The sequence below is a fragment of the Roseibium aquae genome (genome assembly GCF_008711285.1).
Lineage (GTDB): Bacteria > Pseudomonadota > Alphaproteobacteria > Rhizobiales > Stappiaceae > Roseibium > Roseibium aquae.
In genome coordinates this window covers 121,903-142,896 of the sequence record NZ_VXDC01000010.1, presented here as the reverse complement: position 1 = coordinate 142,896, position 20,994 = coordinate 121,903, and the positions used below count along the sequence as shown (strand labels likewise).

General features: G+C 64.9%; 14 protein-coding genes. 7 read left to right on the top strand and 7 right to left on the bottom strand.

Annotation, left to right across the window (positions count from 1 at the left end):
* The first annotated feature begins 5 nt into the window (after positions 1–5).
* The 3 genes from argF to F0184_RS16335 all read left to right on the top strand — a co-directional run bounded on the left by argF (position 6) and on the right by F0184_RS16335 (position 2,948).
* Positions 6–1,007, top strand: a complete 1,002-nt coding sequence (argF, locus tag F0184_RS16345; RefSeq protein WP_150497272.1) for an ornithine carbamoyltransferase — start codon at positions 6–8, stop codon at positions 1,005–1,007.
* 1 nt (position 1,008) lies between these two features.
* Positions 1,009–2,007 (top strand): carbamate kinase, encoded by a 999-nt coding sequence (gene arcC / locus F0184_RS16340; protein WP_150497271.1) that lies wholly within the window; start codon positions 1,009–1,011, stop codon positions 2,005–2,007.
* A 167-nt stretch (positions 2,008–2,174) separates the two neighbouring features.
* On the top strand, positions 2,175–2,948 hold the full coding sequence (locus tag F0184_RS16335; RefSeq protein WP_150497270.1) for an SDR family NAD(P)-dependent oxidoreductase: 774 nt from the start codon (positions 2,175–2,177) through the stop codon (positions 2,946–2,948).
* Here F0184_RS16335 and F0184_RS16330 read toward each other — a convergent pair whose 3' ends face one another.
* Together F0184_RS16330 and F0184_RS20605 are read right to left on the bottom strand one after the other, a co-directional pair.
* Positions 2,949–3,680: a Crp/Fnr family transcriptional regulator gene (locus F0184_RS16330; protein ID WP_150497269.1), complete on the bottom strand. Its 732-nt coding sequence runs from the start codon at positions 3,678–3,680 to the stop codon at positions 2,949–2,951.
* 107 nt (positions 3,681–3,787) lie between these two features.
* Positions 3,788–4,054: a hypothetical protein gene (locus F0184_RS20605; protein ID WP_172972140.1), complete on the bottom strand. Its 267-nt coding sequence runs from the start codon at positions 4,052–4,054 to the stop codon at positions 3,788–3,790.
* Between the two features lie 244 nt (positions 4,055–4,298).
* Here F0184_RS20605 and F0184_RS20600 point away from each other — a divergent pair, with 244 nt between their 5' ends.
* Positions 4,299–4,475, top strand: coding sequence for a hypothetical protein (locus tag F0184_RS20600; RefSeq protein ID WP_172972139.1), 177 nt, complete (start codon positions 4,299–4,301; stop codon positions 4,473–4,475).
* A 14-nt stretch (positions 4,476–4,489) separates the two neighbouring features.
* Entirely contained in the window at positions 4,490–12,913 is an 8,424-nt protein-coding gene (locus tag F0184_RS16320; RefSeq protein WP_150497268.1) for a glycoside hydrolase family 94 protein, read from the top strand.
* A gap of 412 nt (positions 12,914–13,325) precedes the next feature.
* Here the strand turns inward: F0184_RS16320 and F0184_RS16315 are convergent, their stop codons facing one another.
* Positions 13,326–13,805, bottom strand: a complete 480-nt coding sequence (locus F0184_RS16315; protein WP_150497267.1) for a hypothetical protein — start codon at positions 13,803–13,805, stop codon at positions 13,326–13,328.
* On the bottom strand, positions 13,802–14,812 hold the full coding sequence (locus tag F0184_RS16310) for an OmpA family protein (protein WP_150497266.1): 1,011 nt from the start codon (positions 14,810–14,812) through the stop codon (positions 13,802–13,804). The genes F0184_RS16315 and F0184_RS16310 overlap by 4 nt, the downstream gene beginning before the upstream one ends.
* Positions 14,813–14,861: 49 nt before the next feature.
* Here F0184_RS16310 and F0184_RS20925 point away from each other — a divergent pair, with 49 nt between their 5' ends.
* On the top strand, positions 14,862–15,335 hold the full coding sequence (locus F0184_RS20925) for a complement C1q domain-containing protein (RefSeq protein WP_244299251.1): 474 nt from the start codon (positions 14,862–14,864) through the stop codon (positions 15,333–15,335).
* 62 nt (positions 15,336–15,397) lie between these two features.
* On the opposite strand, the gene F0184_RS16300 is transcribed toward F0184_RS20925, so the two are convergent.
* Genes F0184_RS16300 through F0184_RS16290 form a run of 3 tightly spaced genes read right to left on the bottom strand, consistent with a single transcriptional unit; the run spans position 15,398 to position 19,886 of the window.
* Positions 15,398–16,291 (bottom strand): hypothetical protein, encoded by an 894-nt coding sequence (locus F0184_RS16300; RefSeq protein ID WP_150497265.1) that lies wholly within the window; start codon positions 16,289–16,291, stop codon positions 15,398–15,400.
* Between the two features lie 25 nt (positions 16,292–16,316).
* On the bottom strand, positions 16,317–17,183 hold the full coding sequence (locus F0184_RS16295) for a hypothetical protein (protein WP_150497264.1): 867 nt from the start codon (positions 17,181–17,183) through the stop codon (positions 16,317–16,319).
* 3 nt (positions 17,184–17,186) lie between these two features.
* Positions 17,187–19,886, bottom strand: coding sequence for a vWA domain-containing protein (locus F0184_RS16290; protein ID WP_172972138.1), 2,700 nt, complete (start codon positions 19,884–19,886; stop codon positions 17,187–17,189).
* A 132-nt stretch (positions 19,887–20,018) separates the two neighbouring features.
* On the opposite strand from F0184_RS16290, the gene F0184_RS16285 reads away from it, so the two are divergent.
* The gene (locus tag F0184_RS16285; protein ID WP_150497262.1) at positions 20,019–20,702 is read left to right on the top strand and encodes a LuxR C-terminal-related transcriptional regulator; all 684 of its coding nucleotides are present in this window, start codon (positions 20,019–20,021) and stop codon (positions 20,700–20,702) included.
* Positions 20,703–20,994 lie beyond the last annotated feature (292 nt).

The window sequence follows — 20,994 nt, the reverse complement described above, 5'->3', positions numbered from 1 at the left end:
ACTCGATGCCCCAGAACCTGCATGGTCGCAGTTTCCTGAAACTGCTGGATTTCTCGCCCGACGAGTTGCGCTTTCTGCTCCGCCTCGGAGCCAGCCTGAAGGAGGCCAAGGCGACAGGCACCGAAAAACAGCTTCTGAAAGGCAAGAACATCGCCCTGATCTTTGAAAAGGACAGCACCCGCACCCGCAGCGCCTTCGAGGTCGCGGCCTTCGATCAGGGGGCGCATGTCACCTATCTAGGGCCCTCGGGCAGTCATATCGGCACCAAGGAGACGATGAAGGACACGGCGCGGGTTCTGGGCAGGTTCTATGACGCCATTGAATATCGCGGCTTCGGGCAGGCGGATGCGGAAGTTCTGGCGCAGTTTGCCGGGGTGCCCGTCTACAACGGGCTGACGGACGAATTTCACCCGACACAGATCCTCGCCGATCTGATGACGATGCGCGAATACACCCACAAGCATCTGTCCGACATTTCGTTCTGCTTCGTCGGCGATACCGGCGGCAACATGGGAACGTCGCTGATGGTCGGTGCGGCGCTCATCGGCATGGATGTCCGCCTCTATGGCCCACAAAGCCTGTGGCCGGATCAGGCTCTGGTCGATCAGTGTCACAAGCTTGCGGAAACCAGCGGTGCGCGGATCACCCGGACCGAAAAGCTGGCCGAAGGCGTCGAGGGCTGCGACTACATCTACACCGATGTCTGGGTGTCGATGGGCGAGCCCGAAGAGGTCTGGGCCGAGCGCATCGCGCTGCTGTCGCCTTTCTCGGTCACGCAAGACGTGATGGACCTGACCGGCAACCCGCACACCAAGTTCCTGCATTGCCTGCCCGCCTTCCACAACCGCAACACCGCGACCGGCGAGAAAATCTTTCAAACCTACGGCATCGACTGCATGGAGGTGACGGACGAGGTCTTTGAATCTCCGGCATCCGTGGTGTTCGACCAGGCCGAGAACCGGTTGCATTCGATCAAGGCGGTCCTCGTCGCCACGATAGGAGCCTGACATGCGCATCGTGGTGGCTCTGGGCGGAAACGCACTGCTAAAACGCGGCGAGCCGATCACACCGGAAGCGCAGCACACCAATGTGCGCATCGCGGCCGCCGCCTTGGCCGACCTCGCGCAAGATCATGAAATCATCGTGGCGCATGGCAATGGCCCGCAGGTGGGGTTGATGGCGTTGCAAGCGGCCGCCCACGCGCCGGAAACCCTTTGGCCGCTGGACATCCTCGGCGCGGAAACCGAAGGAATGATCGGCTATCTGATCGAGCAGGAATTGATGAACGCCCTGCCCAAAGGGACCGATTGCGCCACCTTGCTGACACGGGTGGAAGTTGATCCCGAAGATCCTGCCTTTGATCGTCCGACAAAACCCATCGGTCCGGTGTATTCGGCCGCAGAGGCAGAGCTCGCTCGCACCAGAAACAGCTGGTCGATGGTCGAGGAATACAAGGGCGGTTTGAGACGTGTCGTTCCATCCCCGCTGCCGATAGCCATTCTGGGTATCAAGCCGATCCGTCTGCTGGTCGAAGCAGGCGTTTGCGTGATCTGCGCAGGCGGCGGCGGCATTCCGGTGGTGCGCGGGGCAGACGGCAACATGGAGGGTGTCGAGGCGGTGATCGACAAGGATCGCACCTCGGCCTTGCTGGCGGAGGCCTTGCAGGCAGACGTGCTGCTGATGCTGACCGACGTGGAGGCGGTGTTTCGCGATTGGGGCGGGCCGGATCAGGCCGCCATCGGATGTGTCACACCGGATGCACTGGACACCATGAACTTTGCGGCTGGTTCCATGGGGCCAAAGATCACCGCCGCCTGCAATTTTGTCCGCGCCGGTGGCACCTTGGCCGGAATCGGCCGCCTGCAGGACGCGCGCGCAATCGTCGAGGGACGCGCCGGCACGCAGGTGCGCTTGGATTCTTTGGCGCGGGAAACGCGTCCGGCGGGTGAAAACAAATCCGCCCGATTGTCGAAAGGCAAACCTGAAGCAGTGCGGGACCATGCTTGATGATCGATCATGATCTACGACCTCGCGGTGGACCAATTCCCAGTTTCTGCCGCGGGAAACGAACCGCTCCACCCGATGCGCCTGTCCCCCAGGTCCCCTGCATCGGGTGGACGGACCGATCGCCTCCGCCGCGATGGGGTTGCAGATATTGTTGAAAAGGAATGAAGATGCCCCACTCCCTGACCGGAAAGATCGCTCTGATCACTGGCGCGGCAGGCGCCATCGGCCTGGCCAGCGCCAAACTGCTGGCCGCCCGGGGCGCATTGATCGCCGCCACCGACATTGCGGGCGCGGATGTCGGGCCGCTGCGCGCGGCAATCCCGGATGAGGGGCGACTGCTGGTGCTTGAGGCGGACGTGACCGATGAGGCGGCATTCAGCGCTGTCGTTGCGGCAACGGTGGAGACATTCGGCACCATCGACATATTCTTCAACAATGCAGGCATCGAAGGCCCGGTTGCGCCAATCCCGGATTTTCAGACCGACAGTTTTCGCAAGGTGGTGGATGTCAACGTGACCGGCATCTTCCTCGGGCTGAAACTGGTCATCCCGGTCATGGCAAAGGCCGGGCGCGGCAGCATCATCAATTCGTCCAGCGTGGCCGGGATGACTGGAGCGGCGGGGCTTTGCGCCTATGTCGCCAGCAAGCACGCCGTGCTTGGGCTGACGCAGGCGGCGGCGGTCGAATGGGGGGCAAAAGGCATCCGCGCGAACTGCACCAACCCCGGTCCCATCGACAGCCGGATGATGACGTCGATCGAGCAAGGCGCCAGCCCCGGTGCCGCGGCCGCCGTGCATGAGGGTTTTGCCGCCACGATCCCTATGAAGCGCTATGGCACACCGGACGAGGTGGCCGGTGTCGTGGCTTTCCTCGCATCCGAGGACGCTGCCTATGTCAACGGAGCGGCCTACACGGTGGACGGCGGGATGACCGCAGCCTGATCACTTGAGCAGCGGGCCGTCGTGGTCGAGATAGGTCTTGTCGAAATCCGCAAGCTCCACCAGTCCGTCCAGATCGTGAATCTCGACCTGGCCGTGCTGGAACGTCACGAGACCGTGCTCGCGCAGTTCACGCAAGACGCGATTGATGTGAACCGCGCTCAGGCCCAAGGCATCTGCCAGCAGGTACTGCGACAGCGGGCAGGCATATCCGGAAGTCGCGCCAAGGCCTACAAGTTTGAGCCGCGCGCCCAGTTCCAGAAGGAAATGCGCGGTACGCTCTTTCGCATCCCGACGACCGATGCTCACCAGATGCTCGACCACCATGGCCTCGTCACGCGACGCGGCCCACAGAACCGCAGTGGCAAGTCGTGGCGTCTCGCTGAAGGTTTCCAGCAGATCGCTGACAAGCACCTCGGATGCCTCTACTTTCGTTACAGGTTCGATGTTGTGATCCGAAGTGCGGAACAGCACCGACCGCAGGCCAAGAAAATCGCCGGGGATCTGGAAATCGACGATCTGTCGCGCGCCATCCGCGAGGATCTTGTAGGAACAGACCCAGCCCGATGCCAGAATGTAGGCCGCCTGATCGGTCTGTCCCTGATGCACCATGTCTTTTCCGGCGGGAAAGACCTTCCGCCGGCCGTGCATCCGGTCGAGCGCCGACACTTCCTTTTCGGACAGAGCAACGAACGCGCCGAGCTTGCGCGCGAATGGGCTGTGAAGGGCATCCATTATGCGCTCCTCTGAAGGTAAGTGCCCAAGGTCGGACACGGGCAAACGTGGCGATGGCGATGCAAACGAGTGATAGGCGAAACTACCGACGGCGACGCTGATCTACCTCAACCCATTGTACCACGGAACTGCGACACTGGTGCAATGTTGCCCGTCAACGGGCGCCTCACATTCGACATCTGCCCACGGAAGGCCAAGTCAATGTCCAGTACTCCCGATGTGTCCGGCGTCGCGGCCCTTGCGATCTGCGAGTCGCTTCTGCTAGCGCTGAATGACGCAACATACTGCCGGAACATGAAATTGTCGACATCCTGCGCGATGCCGCCGCGGCGCACGCGAACGACCCCGGCGAAGACGGCAAGGCCGAGCTTCACGTCGCCGTCGCCACCCTGATCAACGGCATTCTTGCGGGAGGGAATTCCGTTCGTCGTCGGTAGGGGCGGCGGGATACCGCCGCCTTCGCTCTGGAAAATGCTCAGACACTGATCTGCGATAGCGCGCCTTGGGCACCGGCCCCCCAAGATGACCTGACGTTGTCCCACACCCTGAGACTGTGCCGCGCGACAGGCAGAAGCGTATCCGCGAAAGCGCAGTCACCGACCCTCGAAGGGAGATGCGATGAACTGGGATCAGATTGAAGACAACTGGGTGGCCATGACCCGGCGCATGCGGCCTTCGACGAAGTCCGATGATGCCGCACCCGCTGCTCTGGACGACAGGGCAGGAATTCTGGCCCGTGAGCCGACGCAGACAGTTACAGAGAGCCTCAAGCCATCCGGACGTGAGGTGGTGTGAGGGCCAGGCCTTCGATGTCCAGCCTTCGGCAGCGCGTGTTCCAGAGCGTCGGATGGCGCCGGCCCGCGCCCGACCTGTGGCGCGACACAACTCCGATCCGATCGGAAATCTTCGGCAGCGAAAGGCTGGAGCATCACGCCCTGTCCCTGGCGGCGGCACAGGCAGTCGCGCCGAAGCGCGGCCCGCGTGTCCGTCCGCTGACGATGCGCGTCAAGGACAACGCGCGCTGTTTGCTCATGGCCTACAGATCCTGCGCGCGGACGTTGCAGTCCGGGTGCCCCGTCACGCCCGCCGCCGAATGGCTGCTGGACAATTTCCACCTGGTCGACCAGCAGTTGCGCCAGATCGACGCTGATCTCCCCGCGGGGTATTACCGACAACTGCCCAAGCTCGCCGACGGTCCGTTCGCCGGATATCCGCGCGTATTCGGCCTGGCATGGGCCTATGTCGCCCATACCGACAGCCTGCTGTACGGTCCCGGTCTTGCCCGGTTCGTGAAGTCCTACCAGCAGGTCAGCCCGCTCACCATCGGCGAACTTTGGGCCGTGGCGATCACGCTGAGGATCGTTCTGGTTGAGAACATGCGCCGTCTGGCCGAGCAGATCACCCGGGGCAACGACCTTCGGGTGTTGGCAGACGACATCGTCGATCAGGTGCTGGCGGCGCCCAAAGACCCGGTCGTGTCGCCACAGGACGCGCTTCGTGCCGCGACCGCGTCCGTCACCACCGGCCCGCTTGACGAGATCGCCGCGGCCCAGATCGCCAAGCGGCTTCGAGGGTTCGACCCGGCCGAGACGCCACTCCACGCTTGGCTGGAAGACCGGCTGTACCATCAGGGATCCTCGATCGAGACCGTCGTGCAGAACGCCCAGATGCGGCAAGGGGCATCGAACGTCACGATGCGCAATATCGTGACCAGCATGAGGCTTGCCTCGGAAATCGACTGGGCCGAATTCTTCGAGGATGTCAGCCTGATCGACATCCGCCTGCGCGCGCGGTCCGGTTTCGCGGCGATGGATTTCGCAACCCGCAACACCTACCGGACGGAAATCGAGGTGCTGGCGCGCGGATCGGCGCTGAGCGAGATCTCCGTCACCGATGCGGCCCTTGCCCTTGCAGCCGCGCCGGGATCGGACGGGGCCGAGGGCGATCCGGGGTTCGGCCTGATCGGGCCCGGTCGAAGGACGCTGGAACGCGAGATCGGGTTTGTGCCAACCCTGCGGATGCAGGTCGGTCGTGCAACCGGTCGGCTCGGTCTGGTTGGCTACATTGGTGCGGTCGCGCTTGTTTCCGTAGCGGTTCTTGCGGCGGCGCTCTGGGCTTCGGGTGCGCGTGGGCCGGCTTTGCTGCTCCTTGCGGTTACAGGTCTTGTCACCGCGTCCGAGGTCGGAACCGCGCTGGTCAATCTGGCCATAACCCGAACCGTGGGGCCACGCCTGTTGCCGACGCTCGATCTGGCGACCGGAATTCCCTCGTCCTTGCGGACACTGGTGGCGGTGCCCGTGTTGCTGCGTGACGCCGAGGATCTTCAGGCGCAGATCGACCAGCTCGAGGTGCATCACCTGTCCAGCACCGGCGGCGCGCTGCACTATTCGCTGCTGTCCGACGGGCCGGATGCGGCCAGCCAGACGACACCTCAGGATGCATCTCTCGTCGCCACGGCCGAGTCGGCGATGAAGCGCCTGAACGCGCGGTATCCGTCCGATCACGGCGAACGGTTCCTGTTCCTGCACCGCCATAGGCTCTGGAATCCCTCGGAAGGCGTGTGGATGGGGTGGGAGCGCAAGCGCGGCAAGCTGACCGAACTGAACCACCTGCTGCGCGGCGCCACCGACACGAATTTCCTGCCCCATTCGCACGTCCCGCAGGATATTAAGTTCGTCATCACCCTCGATGGCGATACGCGTCTTCTCCGCGATACCGTTGCGCGTCTAATCGGCAAGATGGCCCATCCGCTGAACCGGGCCGTGTTCGACCCCGTGGCCCGCCGCGTCACGGCGGGTTACGGCATCGTTCAGCCACGCGTGACGCCGGCGCTGCCGACGGGCACCGAAGGCTCGGTGTTCCAGCGCGTCTATTCCAGCCCTGGCGGGATCGAGCCCTACGCCAGCGCCGACAGCAACGTGTATCAGGATCTGTTCGGCGAGGGATCATTCACCGGCAAGGGCATCTATGACGTGGACGCCTTTGCCGCCAGCCTTGCAGGCCGCGTGCCGGACAACACCCTGCTGAGCCATGATCTGTTCGAGGGGGATTTTGCGCGCGCCGGCCTGGCCTCGGACATCGACGTGGTCGATGACTTTCCCGCACGCTACGATACCGCCATGCGCCGCCAGCACCGGTGGGTGCGGGGCGACTGGCAGCTTTTGCCGTGGCTGATCCAGCCGGACAGCGGCCTGTCGCCGCTGGGTCGCTGGAAGATGGCCGACAATCTGCGCCGCGCGCTGGTCGCACCGCTGACGCTTGCCGCCCTGTTCGCGGGCTGGTTGTTGCCGGTCCCGGTGGCCGCCGCCTGGACCGTCGCGGTGCTTTTGATGCTGGCCTTGCCGCATCTTGTAGGCCTGCCGATTGCCGTTCTGCCGGGCCGGGCAGGGATCACCTCGCGCAGCCATCTTGCGGCGCTGCTGGCCGATGCGCGGCGCGCCCTGGCGCAGATCGCGCTCAACACGGCTTTCCTGGCCGATACGGCGTGGCAGATGGCGGATGCCATTGTGCGCGCTCTGATCCGGATGGCGGTGACGCGGCGCCACCTGCTGCAATGGGTGACGGCGGCTGCGGCAGGGGCGGACGTGATGCCGGGACCTGGCGCGCAGTACCGGCAGATGAAGGGTGGAATGGCGCTTGGCCTTGCCACCTGCGGTGTGGCGGTGGCGCTCAATCCGGCGGGCTGGCCGGTTGTCGCACCCTTCGCTTTGCTGTGGCTGGCAGCACCCGCGCTGGCCTGGCGCGTCAGCCAACCATGGGCCGCCAAGGTGTCCGAACCGCTCGACGCGAACCAAGCCCGCACCCTGCGCCTGATCGCCCGCCGCACCTGGCGCTATTTCGAAACCTTCGTGACCGAGGCCGACAATTTCCTGCCTCCCGACAACTTTCAGGAAACTCCCACGCCCACGGTCTTTCACCGCACGTCGCCGACCAATATCGGCCTCTACCTGCTGTCAGCCACCGTTGCCCGGGACATGGGGTGGATCGGACAGGCCGCGGCCGTCACCCGCCTGGAACAGACGCTGCTGACCTTAGAGCGGATGCCCCGGTTCCGCGGTCATCTCTACAACTGGCACGACACCCGCGATCTGCGCGTGCTGGACCCGGCCTATGTCTCGTCGGTGGACAGCGGCAATCTGGCCGGTCACCTGATCGCCGTGGCGCAGGCGTGTCGGGCGTGGCAGGAAACGCGGCTGGCAGAGTCCGAACGGCGCGCGGGGCTTGGCGATGCGCTGGCGCTGGCTCAAATGGAGCTGACATCCGAGGCTGTTGCAGTATCCGCTTTGCTTGACCGGCTGATCGACGCCAATGCGCGGCAGGAGGCCTTCGCAATCCTGCTGCCCCTCGCGACCGAAGCTGCCGACCTCGCCGCCGACTTGGGCGAACCCGCATCTGATCTGGCTTTCTGGTGCGGGGCGGCGCGGGACTGTATTGCGGGGCATGTCGAGGATGCGGCGGGCGATGCCGGCCCGCGCCTTGCCGAAATCGAGCGCCTGGCCGGCGATCTGGCCATGCAGATGGACTTCGCCTTCCTGCTCGACCCGGAAAAGAAGCTGCTGTCCATCGGCTTCTCCGTGGCAACGAATTCGCGCGACCCCAACTGCTATGACCTGCTGGCCTCCGAGGCGCGGCTGGCCAGCCTGTTCGCCATCGCCAAGGGCGACGTGGCCACCCGGCACTGGTTCCGTCTGGGCCGTGCAGCGACGCCGGTGGGAGCGGGATCGGCCTTGATCTCGTGGTCGGGCAGCATGTTCGAATACCTCATGCCGTCACTTGTCATGCGCGCGCCTGCCGGATCTATTCTCGAACAGACCAACCGGCTGATCGTGGACCGTCAGATGGCCTATGGCGCGGCGCACGGGATGCCGTGGGGTGTGTCGGAATCCTCCTACAACGCCCGCGATCTGGAAATGACCTACCAGTATTCCAACTTCGGCGTGCCAGGGCTGGGTCTGAAACGGGGGCTGAACGAAAACCGTGTCATCGCCCCCTATGCCACCGGGCTGGCCACGATGGTCGCGCCGCACGCCGCCTTGCAAAACTTCGAGCGTCTCGCCGCTCTTGGGGCTGAAGGCCGGTTCGGGTTCTACGAGGCGGTCGATTTCACGGCGCAGCGCCTGCCCGCCGGGGCGGATCACGCCCTGGTGCAAAGCTTCATGGCGCACCATCAGGGCATGACGATCACCGCCATCGCCAACACCCTTCAGGGCGGTCAACTGCGGACACGGTTCCACGCCGAACCAATGATCCGGGCCGTGGAGCTTCTGCTGCAGGAGCGCGTGCCGCGCGATGCGACCGCGATGCCACCGCGCGCCGAGGATGTCCCAGTCACGCGGGTCGAGAGCGATGACGCTCCGGTCGTGCGCCGGTTCGACGCGCCGGGCGAGACGTCCCCCACCGGGCACATGCTGTCGAACGGACGCTATGCCGTGATGCTGACCCCCACGGGCGGGGGCTACAGCCGATGGCGCGATCAGGCCATCACCCGCTGGCGGCCCGATCCGTCGCAGGCGACCCTGGGGTCGTTCATCTTCGCGCGGGATGTGAAGTCCGGCGCGCTCTGGTCCGGCGCGCTGCAGCCGACCGGGGCCGGACAGGACCGGCACCATGCCGTGTTCTGTGAACACCAGGCCACGTTTACGCATCACGACGGAACCCTCAGCATGACCACTGAAGTCGTGGTTTCGGCCGAGGACGATGCAGAGGCACGGCGCGTCACGCTGACGAATACCGGGCGCCGCGCGCGGGAAATCGACCTGACCTCCTACGCCGAACTCGTGCTGGCGCCTCACGCTTCCGATCTGGCGCACCCGGCGTTTTCCAAGCTGTTCGTCGTGACGGATTTCATGGCGGACCTCGGCGCGATCATCGCCACGCGCCGTCGTCGTTCCGCCAGCGACCCGGACGTCTGGGTCGCCCATATCGGCGTGGTCGAAGGCATCGAAAGCGCCGCCGTCCAGTACGAGACCGACCGCGCGCGCTTCATTGGCCGGGGACGCGATATCGGCACCGCGACGATGGCGGACAGGCCGCTGTCAGGCACCACGGGCACGGTCCTCGACCCGGTTCTTGCCCTGCGCCGCCGGATTGTCGTGCCCCCGGGCGGCACGGCGCGCGTGACCTTCTGGACCGTGGTCGCGGAAACGCCGGAAGCGCTGCTGGATCAGGTGGACCGCCATCGCGACGCTTCCGCCTTCGAGCGGGCCGTGACCCTGTCTTGGACACAAAACCAGGTGCAATTGCGCCATCTGGGCGTCACCCACGCTGCAGCGGTAGATTTTCAGCGCCTCGGAGGCATGATTCTGCGCGACGATCCGCGATTGCAGGCGACGCCCGGCCAGATCGACGCCGGGATGGGGCCGCAATCGATGCTTTGGGCAATGGGAATCTCGGGAGATCTGCCGATCGTCCTGTTCCGGATCAGCGATACCGAGGACGTCGCCGCGTTGCACGAGGTTCTGGCCGCGCACGAATATCTGCGGATGCGGCAACTGGACGTCGATCTGGTGATCCTGAACGACCGCGCGTCGTCCTACGTGCAGGACATGCAGGGTGCCATCGACACAGCCGTCCGGTCGGCCCAGACCCGCCCGCGCAGCGCCGCGCATCAAGGCGCGACACGGGGCGCCATCCACACCCTGCGCGCCGATCTGGTCACAGGCGAACAGCGGGCACTGCTGAACGCTGTCGCGCGCGTGATATTGCTGGCCAGCCGGGGCGGCATCGGCGACCAGATCGACGCCTTGCTGCCGGTGGCAACGTCGCCAGCAGCGCCGCACCCTGCGACGCCAGCCCCTTCACCGGCCAGCGCAACGCCGGACATCGAGCTGGAGTTCTTCAACGGAACCGGGGGCTTTGCCGAGGACGGCCGTGAATATGTGACCATCCTGAAGGGTGGCCACACCACGCCTGCACCCTGGATCAACGTCATCGCGAACCCGGACTTCGGCTTTGCGGTCTCGGCCGAGGGCAGCGGTCCTGTCTGGGCCGAAAACAGCCGCGAGAACCAGCTGACGCCTTGGTCGAACGACCCGGTCTGCGATCCCGCCGGGGAGGCGCTCTACCTGCGCGATCTCGACAGCGGTGCGCTGTGGACGCCGACCGCGCTGCCGATCCGGGGGCGCGGCACCTATGTCGCGCGGCATGGTTTCGGCTACAGTCGGTTCGAGCATGCCGCCCACGGCATCGCGGCAGAGATGGTGCAGTTCGTGCCGCTGGACGCACCCGTCAAGATTACCCGGCTGACGCTGCGCAACACCGGCGAGAGGGTGCGCCGTCTGTCGGTCACTGCCTACGCGGAATGGGTTCTCGGCACGTCCCGCAGCGCCACGGCGGGCCATATCACCACGACCCGGGACGCGGAGACCGGGGCCATCTTCGCCCGAAACCCCTTTGGACTTGCGTTTCCGGGACGCGTCGCCTTTGCCGACCTGGGCGCGGAGACAAGCAGCGTGAGCGCCGACCGATCCGAGGTTTTGGGCCCCGAGGGCCGCATGGCACGCCCCGCCGGTATCGGCGCCGGGCCGCTGTCGGGGCGCACCGGGCCGGCCCTCGATCCCTGTGCCGCGCTGCAACGGCATGTGACCCTTGCACCGCACGAAAGCGTGGATGTCGTGTTCCTGCTTGGGCAGGCCGACTCGGCCGGAGCCGCGCGCGCCGTGATCGAGCGGCACCGCGCTGCGGATCCGGAGGTGACCCTGCAGACCGTCCGGCAGCACTGGTCGGACCTTCTGACCGCCGTGCAGGTCACGACGCCCGACCGCGCGATGGATATCCTGCTGAACGGCTGGCTGCTCTATCAGACGCTCGCCTGCCGGATCTGGGCACGCGCCGGGTTCTACCAGGCCAGCGGCGCCTTCGGCTTTCGCGACCAGTTGCAGGACGGCATGGCGCTGACCGCGCTGCGGCCAGAGATGACACGCGCGCATCTGTTGCGTGCGGCGTCGCGGCAGTTTCCCGAAGGGGATGTGCAGCATTGGTGGCTGCCACATTCCGGCCAGGGCGTGCGGACGCGGATGTCGGACGATCGCGTCTGGCTGGGCTTCGGCGTCGCGCAATACATCGCGGTTTCCGGCGATGCGGCGATCCTTGATGAACAGATCCCGTTCCTTGATGGTCCGGTGCTGCCCGAAGGCGTGCACGACGATTTCTTCCTGCCCATGATCTCCGATACGCAGGCCAGCCTGTTCGAGCATTGCGCGCGCGGGCTGGATCAGGCGATCGACCTGACGGGCACGAACGGCATGCCCCTGATCGGAACGGGCGACTGGAACGACGGCATGAACCGCGTCGGCGAGGGCGGGCGTGGCACCTCCGTCTGGCTGGGCTGGCTGCTGATCGCCACCATCGACGCGATGGCTCCCCATGCAGGTATCCGCGACCCGGCTCGTGCCGCCCGCTGGCGCGACCATCGGGCCGCAGTGCTGCGGGCTATCGAAAGCGAAGGCTGGGACGGCGACTGGTATCGCCGTGGCACATTCGACGACGGCACGCCGCTGGGATCCGCCGGATCGGAGGAATGCCGCATCGACAGCATCGCGCAATCCTGGGCGGTTCTTTCCGGCGCGGCGGATCCTGTCCGCGCCACCACAGCCATGGCCAGCATGTCGAAGCATCTGATCCGCCCCGATCCGGGGCTTGCGCTGCTGTTCGCGCCGCCCTTCGACAGCTCTTCGCCCGATCCCGGCTACATCAAGAGCTATCCGCCGGGTCTGCGCGAGAACGGCGGGCAATACAGCCATGCCGCAATGTGGGCGATCCTTGCACATTGCCGGATGGGAGACGGCGACGCGGCAGCGGGGCTGTTCGCGCTGGTCAACCCCATCAACCACGCCCTGACGCCCGATGCCGCGGCGCGCTACAGGGTCGAACCCTATGTCGTGGCGGCGGACGTGTATTCCACCGCGCCGCATAAAGGCCGGGGCGGCTGGACCTGGTACACCGGATCGGCTGGCTGGATGTACCGCGCAGGGATCGAGGGCATTCTGGGGTTGACCCGCGAAGGATCAGAGATTGTGCTTGACCCCTGTTTCCCAAAGGTTTGGCCAGCGGTTCGTGCATCAGTCAGGCTTGGGGGCACGCATCTTGCCATCACCATCCAGAATGAAGGCCTGATCGGCCTTGGCATTCGCACTGCCATGCTCGATGGCGTGCCCTTGGCGCTCGACAATGGTCGGCTCAGGCTGCGTTTACCCGAGGGCAGGCACAGCCTTGACGTCACCATCAATGTCTGACGACTGAGCCTGTCGAAAGGCAGAGCCTCTGAAAAAATGCGCTATTCCAGACGAATTGCAGGGCAATCTTGATCAATTCCGCTTCCTGCCGGCCTCGGCTTTGCTGCGACATCAGTGTCAATCGGCATTGAAGTTTGACCCCCTCTCGGCATCTAAAATTGCCCCCCTTGTGCTGAGCAGGCCTGGCGCTGCGTAGCCCACACATAGCGCAGCGGCGGCGGGCCTGCGGGGTTTCAGGTTGGCGAAATGCGGGGCCGGTGGATTGCGGCTACGGCGGCTCAATGGCGCGCCAGGGGCTTCCTGCCCCCTTTTTCCGCCTCGCCGGACCCGTTTGGACCAGCAGGGCCGATAAATTCAGGTCGAACTGTGCTTGCCAGATTGAATATTCGCCTGCGGCTTGCCGGTGCCGGGCCTAGTCGAGTTGCGCATCGATCCGTTCGGCCATCATCCGGGCGGTGTCCTTTGGCGTGCTGCCAGAAGCGGTCGCGATGATCAGTGAGGGGCCGTGGAAGAAGGCGAGCTGAGCGCCCATATCCATCCAGATACCGCCGGCATCACCGACGCCATCCACCTGTTCGACGGCCACGTCGGCAGTCATCGTTGTTTTGAGATCTTCGACATAGGCCTCGATCCGGGCCTGCGGGGTCATGCCGTCATCGGTTTTCACGTGACGCAGGAGCACCCCGAGCCCCTCATAGCCCTCGGCCGGATTGGCGTTGCACATGGTCATGTGCACGGCATCGTTGTCGATGTTGGACATCTCGACGATCTCGGCCGGTTGACCAAGAAGCGCCTCTGGGTCGACGCCGCGCAGCAGCTCGCAGGCGGTGGGCATCTCGGCCTCGACGGGGCTGCAGGCAACGAGCAGCGGCAGGATCAGCAGGTATTTCATCGGCGAACAAGCTCCACGCGGCGATTGAGGGCGCGACCCTCTTCGGTCTGGTTGGTCGCGACGGGCACGAGCGGGCCCACGCCGGCGGGGGCAAGTCGGTCAGGTGCGATGCCAAACTGCCCGGTGAGCGCGGCCACCACAGAGGTCGCACGCCGCCGCGACAGGTCAAGATTGTAGTCGAAATCGCCTGTCGCGTCAGTATGGCCGACCACATAGGCCTTGGCTTCCGGGCGCGCGGTGAGAAAGGCGGCGATCTCGGTGAGCGCTGCACCGCTTTCGGCCGTCATCGTGTCGCTGTCAGTTGCGAAGAAGACCCCATTGAGCGTGATCCGTCCTTGGTCGTCATAGGCGGCGGAGAGATCGTCCCGCGTTACCGACTCGACCACCTCCATGCGCTGCTCAAGGCCTTCGCCGTCCACCACATCGACGAGGGCCATGGTGGAATTGGCAGAGCGTTCGTCAATGTTGAAGGTATCATAGGCGACCCAGATTGTGATGCTGCGGCCCGTCACGGGGTTGCGGGCAGCAAGATACTGGTGGTCGTCACGGGGAAATTGCAGGGCATATTCGGTGATCTGGCCGTAATTCTTGAGCCGTGACCCAGACGGATAGAGCGCCTCGTTCATCCGATCGGCAGATCCGCAGGCGGCGCGCGAGCATGAAAAGACCACCTCGAAACCTTGGTTGCTCAACTCTGCCTGATAGTTGCGCATCACCTCCAGCGGTGAGCGATCACCGGGGATGAGATAGATCAGACGTGTGCGCGGTCCCTCTACCGTCTCCACCCGCCCGTCGCCGGGCGGTGCCAGGAGGAGGTCATGCGCATCAAAGCCGGTCTGATCGAAGCCAATCACGATGGCACCGGCAATGCGCGGCAGACCTTGAGGCTCTATAGCGCCAGGCACGTCGGCAAGCGGCTGGCCCGATGGAGGGGCCTGCGCTGCCGCAGGACCAAAGCAAAGCCCAGAAATGAACATCGCGAGCAGAAAGGAAAAACCACGCATCATCACAATTCCATGCCTCAGGCTTGAAATACCCGCTCAAGGTGACTGCTTGATGAAATGGTTGTTGCGGATGTCCCTGCGGGAGGCGCGCTTGCCCTTTGCCCAGGCACGTCTCCCGGCTTTGATTGCGGCGACAGCGCGATCAGAGATCGAGTTGGAGGACTGCGGGTCGATCGGCCTCGACAACACCGACTACAACGATCAGAGCGCATTCGACAACGCGAACAACCATTTCGTGGCGCCGGTGGACGGGACCTACCTCTTCGGCGCCACGCTCCTCTACAAGGTTAACGCAAGCACGTCGGCTCGGATAGGTGGCTGGCTCGTGCTGAACGGCACCACCGAAATCCGCGGATACCTCGGCGAAATCTCCGCCACCCATGTCTCGCTCGCCACCGCGATCTGGCTGCAGACGATGGTGCCGCTGACGGGAGGCGATACCGTCGAGCTGCAGGGGTATTTCCGGGTCGCGGACGGCTACTTCACCGCCGGTCACACCTCCTTCTGGGGCTGCAAGGTCGGCTGAGCGGCGGAAGGAGGATCCGATGACACCCCCCGATCCGAGGGCTTCGTGCGCATACGCAGGATCTAACGGCGCGAGAACCTATCGCTCATCGGGCCGATGCTGGCCTTGTCCAGACCGGCACTGGCCCGCGCCATTGCGGCGGCAACCGCGGCGGCGTCGGTGTCATCGGCCTGGCCTTCGGCCTGCGCCGTGATCTGCCCGGTCTGGATGTCGATGATCTGGGCGAACACGCTGACCCCCGGCGCCAGTTCGAAGATCTTGAAATTCAGCATCTGGCGCGGCGGATTCAGGAACAGCTCGGGGTCGCAATGGGCGAGCCAGCGGTCCTTTGCTCCGCTCGAGGGCAGGATTTCCCCATTGATGCCAAGATCAAAGCTGACGCGATGCGCTACGCCATCCCGCCGCGCATCAAAGCTGGTCCGCGCGTCGATGTAATCCTGCGCCCCGTGGCCGGGCGCGGGGACAAGCCCTTGCTCCTTGGCCCAGAGTTCGGCGGCGACGGCCTCGCGAGGAAGGGAAGTCGGCACCGGGGGGGCATCGAAGCAGCCCTTATCGTCAAGATCTCCCGGTTCGACAAGAAGCAGCGACATGCCGCGCCGGCCCGTCAGCCCGCCGCCCTCTGCATTCATGATACTGCTGGCCTGACCGGGGCCGAGGAACTGAAAGTCGAACTGCCGGTTCGCGCCGCCGCCGGCAAGCTCGCCGCGAAAGTGATCCGGGCCTTGCCGGGTTAGCGTCAGGGATTGCCCGTCGCCGCTGATGTCTGCGCTGTCGCAGCTGTTCAGGCTGAGCGTGATCCGCGAACTGCCGGGCGTGCCGGCCAGCACCATTGTGCCATCGGCAGCAAGGGTGACATTTCCCCAGCGGGCGTCATAGGTGCCAGGGCAGGGCAGCACCGGCTCGGCCCGGGCGGCGCCCGCGAGCAACGCCATCAAGAGAATCGATCTGGTGATCATGGATGGTTTCCCTTTCCGTTTGCGGTCAGTCTCCGACCCTGAGCCAGCGGTCTGTTCCCATGACCCGGCATCCGTCAGGCGAAACGCCCATCAGGGCTGCGGCCTCGACGGGCAGGACAATTTCGATGACCCGCCGGAACGAGATCTCTTCGGGCGAGATCATTGTCAGGGTCCAGACGATTTTCGACCCGTCGCCCTGTCCTTGTGGGATTTGCCGCAGAGCATCGGCCCCCAGATCGGTTGTCACCCATCTGTTGGCCCCATCCGCTGCCCAGCGGACGCCCGCGGTCCGCGACAATTCGAGCGCGTCGGGGTGGAACGGGCGGCTGAACTCGAGGCGCCGGGCCTCGCTGGTCATTCCCGGCAGCGCGCCCGGCGATCCGGGGAAGGCGTTCCGCATCATCGCCGGGCAGCCCTCCATTTCGGACGGGCCGCTCTCGGCCCGCCAGAGGCCGCTGCGGGGCCCGGCTTCGTTCGCGTCGTCGGGGAACAGCTCGATGGGCTGCTTGTCCGGGTCGCCGTCAGGGAAAAGCTCGGGGGCGTCGGGGATCGGATTGCCCTCGGGAAGCTTGATCGGAAGCTCGGGCGGGCGGCACTCGTCTGGCCCGGAATAGGTCAGGGTTCCGTCCAGCGTGTTGAAGCCGACGCCGACCCGGGAGAGGTCGGCTTTGTCGACCCACATTGCGTTTCCATCGCGGGCGTCAAAGACAAGCATCGAGTCCGGCGACGGGGCATCGCCGACCAGTACCTCAAGCTCGTCGCGCCGGTCGGTCTCGGGCGAGACATATTCCGCGGTGCCGTCCTTGCCTATCAGGATGTTCGGCGTGTTGCAGGCGAAGGCGTCGGTGGTGGCAGCCAGACAGGCCGCAGCGGCCAGGAGAAGCTGTCTCATTGCTCAATTCTCCCTGATGATCGAGATGACGCGGTCGATATCCTTGAAATCGACCTTGCGCGCTGGAGTTCCGAAATCGCCAGGCGCGCGCGGCGGCACGATGCGCAGCGTGCTTCGGATCGCGTCGAATTCCTGGGTCGAGACATAGGGCGTGAATTCACAAAGCTCGGCCCCCTCGAAGGCCATGACGCAATTGTCCCCGCCTGGCTGGTTCAGCCCGATGAGCCGCAGGTCGAGGTCGGGCGTAAAGCTGTAATACCAGCTCGACAGCAGGCCATCGGGTCGGAGGCGCGGCATCTCGACCCCCCATTTGTTCGGAAGCATGCCCGAAAAGCCCCGCCAGGGAAGTGCATAGGGGCAGGTCTCTTCGCCGCAATTGCGCAGCACGTCGCCGGTGCGCAGATAGCGCCGCAGGACCTTGATCGCATTGTTCAGGGTGTCGTCCATCAGCGCCATATCGGTGCAAAGCTCGCCGGCGCGGCTGAAAAAGCAGCCGCTGTCTGGCGTGGGCCAGTCGATCGGGTTCAGATGGATCGAGCGGGCATCCCCGGCGACCTCGAAGAAATCGGCGCGCGGACCGTCCGGCGTGGCCAAGACCTCGGCTACCCAGTTCTCGGGCAATAGGAAGCTCAGGCCCGTGATCTCGTCCTTCATGTCGCAGATGTCCTGCGTCTTGTCGCCGGGAAGGCAACGGAAGGGGTGGTCGCTCCAGGCGCGGGCGGCGCCGGGGTCTTCGCCATGTCCGTCACCCGATCCAGCTTGCGCGTCAGCTTGCGGGGGCGCGATGGTGGTCGCAGGCGGGCCCATGTCGCGGATGCCGCGGCTGAGGACCTCAATCGCGCGGGCCATCTCGGGGCTGTCGCTTTTAAAGCGGCAGAGCGCGCCGGGCTGGATGTCGATGCACGGGCCGTTCATCGTCGTCCATTGATGCGGGTTCAGCGTGATCGTCTCGACCGGATCGCTCGTGCTGAAAAAATTCACCCGCACCAGGCCTGGCTTGCCGCCCGCCGTCATGGCCTCGCGCGTCGGCTGATCGGTGATCCAGCCGGGCGGCAGGGCAAAGACAAGCCCGGTTGCGGGGTCATCGAAAAAGCAGGGCACGCCGTTATCCGCAGGGCAGGCAAAGGCCACGTCCTCGCCCAGCCCCGCCTCGGCCGGATCGGTGCCTGCCTGCTGAAGACCACCGCTGCCCTCGGGTGCCACGGAAGCCTCGTCCAGTTCGGGCACCTCGCCCACGCTCAGCGGCAACCGGGCGGCCATCGCGGCTTCGCCGTCTAGCTCCGAGAAGACATAGACAATCTCGTATTCACCGGGCTCGGACGGGGCGAGCAGCGGTTTCGCCAGACCATAGTTGTTGTCGAAGAATTCCTGAATGTAGATGCTCTGGTCCCAGGAATAGAGCGCGCCGCCCTTCCAGATCTCGATTCGGTCGGAATTGCCCATGCCGCCCGTGACAGTTACAGGCACCCTTGCGCCCGGCGCGACGGCGGGCGGCGCGATCAGGCTGACCTCAGGGCGGGTTTCGACTGTGATTACAAAGCGCTCCATCACCTCGTCGATGGGCATCTGCGCGTTGCGGTGGAATATCAGCAAGTAGTCGCCGGGCTCTGCGGGCGTGCGGAACGTGCCGACATGGCTGCCTTTGCGGCTGTCTTGCGTGGCATAGTCGATCCGCCGGTCAGCGGTATCCGCCGCATCGACCGGCAGCAGCGAGAAGACAAAGTCGCCGCCGCCCGTCGCCAGACCTTCCTCGGTGATGCGATAGGGCATCAGACCATTGACCCCGGCCCGGAACGCCCCCGTCGGCGCCGGCATGTCGAGGCTGGGCAGAAGCCCGCGGAAGGGCACATAGATTGTCGTGTTCTCGCCCGCGACGATGCGCGCCACGATCTCGCCATTGCCGTCGTTCCCGGCATCGGCCGTGATCAGCCAGTTGCCCCCGGCCAGTTCGACGGGCAGATAACCCGCCGTGGCGAAGTCGAGCCTGCCCAGCTCGCGCGTCTCGCCCATGGCCTCGCTGACCGCGCGGAAGGTCACGGCGTCGGGACGTCCAGCGATATCGGCGCGGATCGTCAGGTTGATTGTGGCGCTGCCAGGCAAAGCGGGCGCGTCGACCGGCGCCGATGTGGTGCGCAGCAGGGCGTCGGACAGCGCGGCGCCGGACTGGGGCGCCAGCACGAGGCCGCCCGTCTGGTCGGCGATGCAGGCGATCTGGCGCACTTCGCCCTCTGTCAGGCCAAAGCCCACGACATGGGCGCGGACCGGAATGCCCTGGGCCGCCAGCTCGGCCGCCACGGCGCAGGGGTCGCCGCCGCAGGTTTCCAGCCCGTCCGTCACCAGAACGATATCGGCCTCTTCAGCGGTAGCCGGGATTTCGGCCGCGGCGCGGCGCAGGGCATCGGCAAGCGGGGTTTTGCCGCGCGGCATCAGCGTGCGTAGGCGCTGACCGAGGGCGCGACCGTCCTGCGGCCCCGTGGGCGCGATGGTTTCGATGTCGCTGCAATCGCCTTTCCGGTTGTGACCATAGGCAATCATGCCGAGCGGCGCGGCCGGATCGCGCGCCGATAGGAAATCATCCAGAACATCCCGCGCAACTTCGATCCGGGACCGACCCTCGGGCAGTTGCGCCCACATCGACCCCGAACCATCGAGGACCAGAACGGTGCTGCGATCCTGGGCTATTGCCGCATTCGTGATCGCCACCAGACAGAGGAAAGCCGCCGTAAATCTTGAAAACATGTGCAAAAACCTCAATGCCGCGCCCGGCGAGCATAGCTGCGGGGTAATCTGAAACAATATGTGGAAAGCCATAGGTTTCTAGTGTTTCATCGGCTGATGAGGACAGAGGATTTTCTTGACAGGATTGCGACGCAGACAGACCCAGACCTTTTATGGTCGGTCGCGACGGATTGGCTGTCGGCCCGGGGCTTCGACAAGGTGTTGCATCTGTCCATCGCCAATGGGCACGTGACGACGCGCACAACCCTCGGGGCGGCTTTCGAGCGGCACTACCGCGACGAGGGACTGGCCCGCCATGATCCTTTCCCGAAATATTGTCTGGCAGCGACCGGCTCGGTTTCCACGGGCATTGACTACATGCGTGACCATCATTACCTGGTCCCAGACGAGCGGAAGGTCATCTGGGCGGCGGCAGATGTCGAATTTCGGGCCGGTTTTTCCTTGGTGGTGCGCAGAGACAGTTTGGGATGCGAAGGCTGGAATCTGGGCTCTTCGCTGAACCGCGTTGAGGTCGACAGGATCAGACAGGACAAGTCGGTTGAGCTGCGGCTGGCCCTGATGGCACTTCGTGGAAGGTTGCAAAACGCCGCGACGGCGCGGCTGACCAAACGCGAACGCCAAGTCATGGACCTGCTTGCCGAGGGGCTTCGCACCAAGGCCATCGCGGGTGAGCTTGGCATTGCCGAGGTGACGGTGGAACTGCACATGAAGAACGCCCGGACCAAGCTCGGCGCGCTCACACGAGATCAGGCGCTTATGCTCTATCGCATCACGGGTTAATGATGGGGTCTCAGGGCCGAATGGGGCCTAAATCCTCCGGGGAAGAAAAGCGGAGAAGGTTGAATTTCGGTCCCGTCCCCTCCGCCAACGCGACCCGGATCGAACCTTTGCCGATATTGGCAACGAAGACCCGAAACTCAACTTAACCGTCCATTGAAACATCTTGGTTCATGGCTCCTTTGCACTCGTAGTTCGCTTGGTTTGCGGTCCTGCGCGGGGAGCAAGGATGCCAGTTTGTCGAGGGAGGACTTGGGTCGCTGGGTGCGGAGTTTTGGTCCGCAGCCGTCTGAAT